The organism is Halalkalibacter lacteus, from assembly GCF_036663595.1.
Taxonomy (GTDB): Bacteria; Bacillota; Bacilli; order Bacillales; family Bacillaceae_D; genus Halalkalibacter; species Halalkalibacter lacteus.
The window spans coordinates 1-271 of record NZ_JAWRVL010000209.1 but is presented as its reverse complement, the minus strand read 5'-3'; the positions used below and the strand labels follow the sequence as shown (position 1 = coordinate 271).

Sequence of the window (271 nt, the reverse complement as noted above, 5' to 3'; positions counted from 1 at the left end):
CTGATTGAAGTGGGGGATTCCTAAGAACACCAGCATAACCACCAGTTATCGATTAGGCTATCCCCGTAGTCCTTACGGTTAGAAGCCTTACAGCTTCATTTCTAAGATTTAATCCAGCGTTACTATCGCGGTCATGGAATGTCTTGCAAGCGGGACATTCCCATTCTCTTACCCCTCGTTCTTTAACATCTTTGTTTTTGTATCCGCAGCACGAACAAAGTTGAGAACTAGGGAAGGTTTTGCTTACCTCGATGACTGTTTTTCCGTACCA

At 44.3% G+C, this 271-nt stretch carries 1 protein-coding gene; it reads right to left on the bottom strand.

Annotated features, from left to right (window positions below; all coding sequences use genetic code 11):
- Positions 1-52: 52 nt before the first annotated feature.
- Positions 53-271, bottom strand: a 219-nt coding sequence (locus SAZ04_RS22100; protein WP_332699749.1) for a zinc ribbon domain-containing protein, incomplete at its 5' end; no start/stop codon positions are given.